This is a genomic window from Ideonella azotifigens (genome assembly GCF_006519715.1).
Lineage (GTDB): Bacteria > Pseudomonadota > Gammaproteobacteria > Burkholderiales > Burkholderiaceae_C > Ideonella > Ideonella azotifigens.
The window spans coordinates 1-7,062 of the sequence record NZ_VIDT01000263.1; the positions used below are offsets into that span (position 1 = coordinate 1).

The following is a 7,062-nucleotide window of genomic DNA, read 5'->3' on the forward strand; positions in this document are numbered from 1 at the left end:
CGCCATGGGAGGCGCGCTCGAAGGGGTCGCGAATCGTCACGGTCGCTCGCTCAGGGTTGGCGCTTGGTGATGATGGAAGCGGCGGGCATGCCTGCGGCCTTGAGCTGGTCCAGCAGGTCGACCAGCGTCTGCAGCTTGGCGCTGGCATCGCCGGCGATGATCACCTTGGCCGGCTTGCTGCCGGCCAGCGCCTTGAGCTTGTCGGCCAGCTGCGGCATCGGCGTGGGCTGCCCGTCCACATAGACCGCGCCATCGTGGTCCACCGTGAGGGTGATGCGCAGCGACTCGTCCTTGATCGGATCGGGCTTGGCCGAGCCTGGCAGCGCGACGTTCAAGCCCAGCGCGGGCAGCACGTTGGTGCTGATGAGCACGAAGAACACCAGCAGGAACATCATCACGTCGATCATCGGGATGATCTCGATGCGCGCCTGGCGCTGCTTGCGTTGGGGAAAGGATCTCATCGCGCGCTCCCGGTCACTTCGTGGTTTCGAGCAGGAAGCTCTTGAAGTCCTCGGTGATGCATTCGCCCAGGCGGTGCAGCACGTTGTGACCCAACAGCCCGTAGAGCGCCGTGCCAATGCCGATGGCGGTGGCGAACAGCGCCGAACCGATGCCGCGGCTCACCGCCGAGGGGTCGGAAACACCGCCGGCCGACAGGGCCTGGAAGGTGTCCATGATCCCGAGGATGGTGCCCAGCAGGCCCAGCAGCGGCGCTGCCGTGACGATGGTGTCCAGGATCCACAGCCCGCGGTTGACGCTGCCGTCCACGCGCAGGAAGAGCGCCGAGGAAAGGTCCTCGATGCGGTTGCGCGAGACCTGGCCCTTGCGCTGCGTGTCCACGTACTCCCGCATGGCCTGCGTCAACACATCGGTGCCGGCCGGCAGGTCCGGCAAGGGACTGCTGGCATCCACTGCCACCGCTGCGGCGATGGCCCTGGCAATCGGCGCCCGGCGCCGGATCAGGTAGACGTAGTAGACCAGTCGCTCGATGATCACGAAGGTCAGGATGACGATCGCCGCGTAGAGCAGGTTGATCGTCGCGGCATGCAGAAAGTCTTGGCTGATCGACATGTCAGGAAATCCTCAGAATCCAACCGCGAAGGTGAGCATCGCGGACACGGGGTTGGCCACCAGGTAGCTCGGCTGCGAGGCCGCGATGGTCTTGCCGTTGATCGCGGTGGTGGCCACCGCGTTGGTGGTGACGCTGTTGACACCTGAGAGGTAGTGGCGGTCGGTGGCGTTCATCACGTTCAGGCGCAGCTCAGGCTTGGTCAGGCCGGACGAGGGCGGCAGCGTGAAGCGGTAGCCCAGGCCGATGTCCAACGTGGTGTAGGCCGCGATCTCCTGGTCGTTCATGAAGGTGGCGTACTGCCTGCCCACGTACTTCCAGCCCAGGTTGCCGAAGAAGCTGCCGTTGTCGTAATCCACCGCCAGCGCGGCCTGCACCTTGGGCGCGCGCACCGCCTGCTTGCCACTGGTGGCCAGGTAGTCCCCCGAGACCGGGATGTCGGACTCGATGCGCGTCTTCAGCAGCTCCAGCGAGGCATAGGGCCGGAAGTTCATGAAAGGCCGCAGGCCGGCCTCGAAATCCAGGCCGAAGGCGCGCTGCTTGCCCCCGTCGATGGGCGAGCTGACGCAGCCCGGGTCACAGACCTGGGCCGAGATCTGCCGGTTCTCGAAGGCGTAATGGAAGGCGGAGGTGGACAGGCTGACCAGCGGGCCCTGGTAGCGATAGCCCAGCTCGAAGGCGGTGGACTTCTCCGAGGCCTGGTCCGGGTTGGCCCGTGTGGTGACGGCGCCCGTCGACGCGCTGTAGCGCGGGTAAAGGGCGCCGGCCGGCAGGATGCGCACGCCGCGCGCGACGCTGGCGAACACAGAGTTCACGTCATCGAACTTGTAGCGGATGGCGGCCGTGGGCAGCAGCGGGTCGTTCTGAGCCTCGGTCCGCGTCACGTCGCTGGGCACGCGGTTCTTGCCCACGCGCTCCAGCCACATCTTCTTCACGCCAACATCGATGTTCAGGCTGTCGTCCATCAGGCTGATGGTGTCGCCCAGGAACGCCGAGTAGAAGCTGTCGTGGGTGTCCTGGTTCCACTGGTTCACCACCTGGCCGCTGGCGGTGCGGATCAGCGAGGAACTGCCGTCCACATCCACGGGCGTGCCGTCGTCGTTCATCAGGCTGTAGGGGCGATAGAGCTGGTCGCGCGAGCGCTGCATCCAGACACCGGCCACCAGCGCGTGGTTGTCGAGCTGGTAGTTGCCCTTGACGGTGATGCCGGTGCGCAGGTTCTTCTCGATGATGGGGTTGTAGTAGGTGACCCCGGTGTCGGTCGTGGTGCCGTTGCCGTTCAGGTCCACGGCCTGCACCGTGTTGCCAAAGCCCACCGAACTTTCATTGAGCGTGCCGGCCGAGCCTGAGCCGCCGAAGCCGTAGAACAGATAGGGCGTGACGTTCAGCGTGAGCTTGTCGTTCACCCGCAGGTCCGTGGGCACCGACAGCAGCAGGTTCTCCCAGGGGTTCTGCAGCATGCGGTAGTAGCTCAGGCTGCCAGCGGTGTAGGTGGCGTCGTAGTTGGTACTCGCGCCGTCCATGCCGTCGGCCTTCCACTGGGCCAGCGTGGGGTTCTTGTACACGTCTCGCGCGATCTTCGAATAGGTCAGGGCCAGCTTGCTGCGGCTGCCGCCGCCCCATTCCTGCACCGCACCCAGCGACAGGTGCTGCTTGCGGTCATGGCCTGGGCCGCGGAAGTGATCGGTCTCGATCTGCGAGATGGAACCGAAGGCGCGCAAGCCGGTGTCGCCGATCTCGCCGGTCTCGCCGCGCAGGAAGACGCGCCAGGCGTTGTCCGTGCCGACCGACATCGTCAGCAGCCCGCCCCGCTGCTTGGAGGGCGTGTGCAGGAACAGGTCGACGATGCCGCCGGTGGCCGTCACGTCGGGCGAGGACAGATCCGCCGAGCCCTGGTTCAGCGTCACCACATCGGTGTTCTCGGTGTCGATGTACTGGCCGGGGAACACCGACCAGTTGGAGGCCACGCTCAGCGGCATGCCCTCGAAGTTGAAGCCCATCTGGCCGCCGTCCATGCCACGCACCGAAAGCACCCCGGGCGACAGGCCCCAGGCGTCGCTGGGCGCCGCGTTGGCCCCGGGCGAGTACTTCAGCAGCTGGAACACGTCGGCCGAGGGCTGCTGCTTCTGGATGAAGTCGCGCGTCACCGAGCTCTTGGCCTTGGACACGTTCTCGTCGACCATCAGGCCGCCAGCGATTTCCTTGCGCGTCACGCCAGTGGCCGACGGCGTGTCCTGCGGGTTCGCGTTGGACGCACCGGAGGCGCTGACGCGGCCGATGTCGGTCTGCTGCGGATCGGCGGCGGGGCTGGTCTGTGCCATCGCCGCAGCCGCTGCTGTGGCCAGTACGGTGGCAATGAATTCGGTTTTCATGGTTGGCTTCCGATGGGGTGGAGAACGGTGCGGCGGCGTCTCTCGGGTGCCCGACCGCTGCAGTGCAAATTCAATTTATCGAGAAGCCTCGCTGTGAAGAATTGCTTTTTTCGTCGGGGTGTCATGCGCACATCGCTACGAGGCCTCTGCCGGGCCACGCTGGCCCGGCAAGACCGTTGCCGTTCGGCTTTTCGCGAGGGCGCGCGACAAAACGGCAACACCTCGGTCCGCAGAAATCGGCACTGATGCAACACAAAAAAAGGCCGCGCATTGCTGCGCGACCTTCTCTGCTCCAAGCGCGCCGAGCGCCTCGACCACTCAGTCGTGCTGGATCCACAAGCCCTTCACGTTCAGGTATTCATCGAGCTGCTGCGGCCCGGACTCCCGGCCATAACCGCTGAACTTCACGCCGCCAAAGGGCATGGACGGGTCCATCTGGTTGTAGCAGTTGACCCACACCGAACCGGCCTGCAGGCGCCGCGCGATGGCATGTGCACGGCCGATGTCGCGTGTCCAGACGCCCGCGCCCAGGCCGAAGGGCGAGTCGTTGGCGCGGCGCACCACCTCATCCAGGTCATCAAACGGCAGCACCGCAGCCACCGGCCCGAAGATTTCCTCGCGCGCGATGCGCATGCCGTCGGCCACCTCGGCAAACACCGTGGGCGCCATGAAGTGGCCCTGCGCATGCAGCGGCCCGCCCAGCCGCTCGCCGCCGGCCACCAGGCGCGCACCTTGTTCCCGGCCGCTCTCCACATACCCCAGCACGCGCTCGACCTGGCGCGCCGACACCAGCGGCCCGATGTCGCTCTCGGCGTCCACACCAGGCCCCACGCGCAGGGTGGCCGCCACCTCTGCCATGGCCTGCACCACCTGCGCATGGATCTCGCGCTGCACGAACACCCGCGTGCCGGCGCTGCAGATCTGCCCGGCATTGGCGAACACGCCGATGGCCGCGGCCTGCGCTGCCCGCGGCACATCGGCATCGGCGAACAGGATGTGCGGTGACTTGCCACCCAGCTCCAGCGAGAGCCGCTTGAGGTTGCCGGCCGAGGCCCGCACGATGGCCTGGCCGGTGGCCACCGAGCCGGTGAAGGACAGCTTGTCCACGCCCGGGTGGGCGGCCAGCGCGGTACCGGCTTCCTGGCCGAAGCCGGTCACCACGTTGAGCACGCCCGGCGGCACGCCGGCCTGCTCGGCCAGCTCGGCAAAGCGCAGCGGCGTCAGCGGTGCATCCTCCGCCGGCTTGAGCACCAGCGTGCAGCCGCTGGCGAGCACCGGCGCGGTCTTGAAGATGGTGGCCCACAGCGGACCGTTCCACGGAATGATGGCCCCGACCACGCCCACCGGCTCCTTCAGCGTGGCGGCGAACATGTTGCCGTTGAGCGAGGTCTCGGCCGTCTGGCCGTGGATGCAGGTCGCCTGGCCAGCGAAGTAGCGCAGCATGCCCACCAGGTGACGCCGGGCACCGCGGGTGTGGCGGATGGGGGCGCCCATGTCCAGCGTGTCCAGCCAGGCCAGCTCTTCGTAATGGGTGTCCACCAGGTCGGCCAGCGCGTGCATCAACGCGGCCCGCTCATCAGGCTTGAAGCGGCGCCAGGGGCCCTCGAAGGCCTGGCGCGCCGCGGCCACGGCCCGGTCCACGTCCACCTGGCCGGCCTCGGCCACCTGGGCCAGCACGGCACCGGTGGCGGGGTTGCAGGTCTCGAAGGTCTTGCCCGAGGCGGCAGGCTGCCACTGGCCGCCAATCAGCAGGCGCTTGGCGCGGCCGTCCAGGAAGGGGTGGGGGGTGTTGGCGAGGGAGGGGCTTGCAGTCATCGCGTGGTGCCTCAGGCGGCTGCGGCCAGCCGCGCGAATCCCCGTTCCAGGTCGCGGATCAGGTCGTCCGGGTCTTCCAGGCCGGCATGCAGGCGCAGCGCCGGGCCCTTCTCCTGCCAGGGCCGGGCGCTGCGCAGGGTGGCCGGGTAGGTTGGCACCACCAGGCTTTCGAAGCCGCCCCAGGAGTAGCCCATCAGGAACAGGTCCATGTGGTCCAGCATGGCGGCGAACTGCTGCTCGCTGCAAGGCTTGAGCACGGCACCGAACAGGCCGCTGGCGCCGTTGAAATCGCGCCGCCAGATCGCGTGGCCGGGGTCGTCCGGCAGCGCCGGATACATCACGCGCGAGACTTCCGGCCGCCGCTGCAGCCAGCGGGCAATGGTGGTCGCCGTTTCCTGGTGGCGCTGCAGGCGCAGGCTGAGGGTGCGCAGGCCGCGCAAGGCCATGTAGATGTCGTCCGGGCCGCCGCAGTAGCCCGAGGCCGAGGCCGTCTTCTTCACCGGGATGAAGGCCGCCTCGTTGCACACCGCAATGCCCAGCATCAGGTCGGAATGGCCGGAGATGTATTTGGTGGCGGCATGGATGGACACGTCCGCGCCGTGCGCAAGAGGCTGGAAGCACAGCGGCGTGGCCCAGGTGTTGTCCATGATGGTGGTGATGCCGCGCGCCCGCGCCACCCGGGTGATGGCCGGCACGTCCGTCATCTCGAAGGTCAGCGAGCAGGGCGACTCCAGGTAGATCACCCGCGTGTTGGGCTGTACCAGGTGGGCGATGTCGGCCCCGATCAGCGGGTCGTAGTAGCTCACCTCCACGCCAAAGCGCTTCAGGTACTCGTCGCAGAACTGCCGCACCGGACCATACAGGCTGTCGATGATCAGCAGGTGATCGCCGGCTGAGAGAAAGGCCGTCAGCGAGGCGCAGATGGCGCCCAGGCCGCAGGAGGTGACCACCGCACGGTAGCCGCCCTCCAGCTGGGTCACGGCATCTTCCAGTGCACGGGTGGTGGGCGTGCCCTCGCGGCCGTAGGTGAACTGCTCGAAGGCCCCGCTGGCGCGGTCGCGGCGGGTCTCCAGCAGCTGGGCCACCGAGTTGAAGATGAAGGTGGAGGCGTGGTAGACGGGCGGGTTGACGATGCCGTGGTTGGCCTGCGGATCGCGGCCAAGGTGAACGATCTGGGTGTCGCGGGCAAAGGCTTCGGAAGAGGTCATGCGCTTGGTAGGCAAAGAGGGTAGGCAGGCGTCACGGACACCTGGGCTGTGTTCAGACCAGCGTGCCGGCATCGACCACCAGGTCCTGCCCGGTGATGAGGCGGCCGCCGTCGGAGAAGAGGTGGATCACGGCCTGAGCCACGTCCTCGCCGCTGACCAGCCGGCCCAGCGCCGACTGTGCAGTGAAGCGCCGCAGCACGGTGTCGTAAGGCAGGCCTTCGCGTTCGGCCGAGGCCTCGAACAGGCGCTTGAGTCGCGGCCCGGCAATGCCGCCGGGGGCCACGATGTTGGCGGTGACGTTGTGCGGCCCGCCTTCCAGCGCAGCCGACTTCACCAGCCCGCGCACCGCCCATTTGGAGGCGGCGTAGAGCGCCGCATTGGCCACGCCTTTGTGACCGTAGGTGCCGCCGATCACCACCACCCGGCCTTCGCCGCGCTCGATCAGCAGCGGCATCACCGCACGCAGGCTGAGCATGACGCCCAGCACGTTGATGTCGAAGCAGGCGCGGTAGTCTTCCTCGCTGCTCTGCCAGACCGGCTGGCGCGGGCTGCCCACGCCAGCGCAGCAGAGCAGCCGATCGACCCGCCCGAAGTGGTC

6 protein-coding genes are annotated in these 7,062 nt (G+C 67.7%); all 6 read right to left on the reverse strand.

The window, feature by feature from the left end; translation table 11 throughout:
• Nucleotides 1-50: 50 nt before the first annotated feature.
• Entirely contained in the window at nucleotides 51-461 is a 411-nt protein-coding gene (locus tag FKP22_RS16185) for an ExbD/TolR family protein (protein WP_141288495.1), read from the reverse strand.
• Nucleotides 462-474: 13 nt separating this feature from the next.
• Nucleotides 475-1,071, reverse strand: a complete 597-nt coding sequence (locus tag FKP22_RS33895; protein ID WP_141288496.1) for a MotA/TolQ/ExbB proton channel family protein — start codon at nucleotides 1,069-1,071, stop codon at nucleotides 475-477.
• A 12-nt stretch (nucleotides 1,072-1,083) separates the two neighbouring features.
• Nucleotides 1,084-3,441 carry a TonB-dependent receptor gene (locus FKP22_RS16195; RefSeq protein ID WP_141288497.1) on the reverse strand — a complete coding sequence of 786 codons (2,358 nt, stop codon included), beginning with the start codon at nucleotides 3,439-3,441 and terminating at the stop codon, nucleotides 1,084-1,086.
• 318 nt (nucleotides 3,442-3,759) lie between these two features.
• Nucleotides 3,760-5,256 (reverse strand): aldehyde dehydrogenase family protein, encoded by a 1,497-nt coding sequence (locus tag FKP22_RS16200; RefSeq protein WP_141288498.1) that lies wholly within the window; start codon nucleotides 5,254-5,256, stop codon nucleotides 3,760-3,762.
• Nucleotides 5,257-5,267: 11 nt separating this feature from the next.
• Entirely contained in the window at nucleotides 5,268-6,464 is a 1,197-nt protein-coding gene (gene metC, locus FKP22_RS16205; protein WP_141288499.1) for a cystathionine beta-lyase, read from the reverse strand.
• A gap of 52 nt (nucleotides 6,465-6,516) precedes the next feature.
• Nucleotides 6,517-7,062, reverse strand: a 546-nt coding sequence (locus FKP22_RS16210) for an SDR family NAD(P)-dependent oxidoreductase (RefSeq protein ID WP_141288500.1), incomplete at its 5' end; no start/stop codon positions are given.

Coding starts and splice junctions, on each gene's coding strand:
- FKP22_RS16200 (WP_141288498.1), bottom strand. CDS start 5,256: ATGACTGCAAGCCCCTCCCTCGCCAACACCCCCCACCCCTTCCTGGAC.
- FKP22_RS16185 (WP_141288495.1), bottom strand. CDS start 461: ATGAGATCCTTTCCCCAACGCAAGCAGCGCCAGGCGCGCATCGAGATC.
- FKP22_RS33895 (WP_141288496.1), bottom strand. CDS start 1,071: ATGTCGATCAGCCAAGACTTTCTGCATGCCGCGACGATCAACCTGCTC.
- FKP22_RS16195 (WP_141288497.1), bottom strand. CDS start 3,441: ATGAAAACCGAATTCATTGCCACCGTACTGGCCACAGCAGCGGCTGCG.
- metC (WP_141288499.1), bottom strand. CDS start 6,464: ATGACCTCTTCCGAAGCCTTTGCCCGCGACACCCAGATCGTTCACCTT.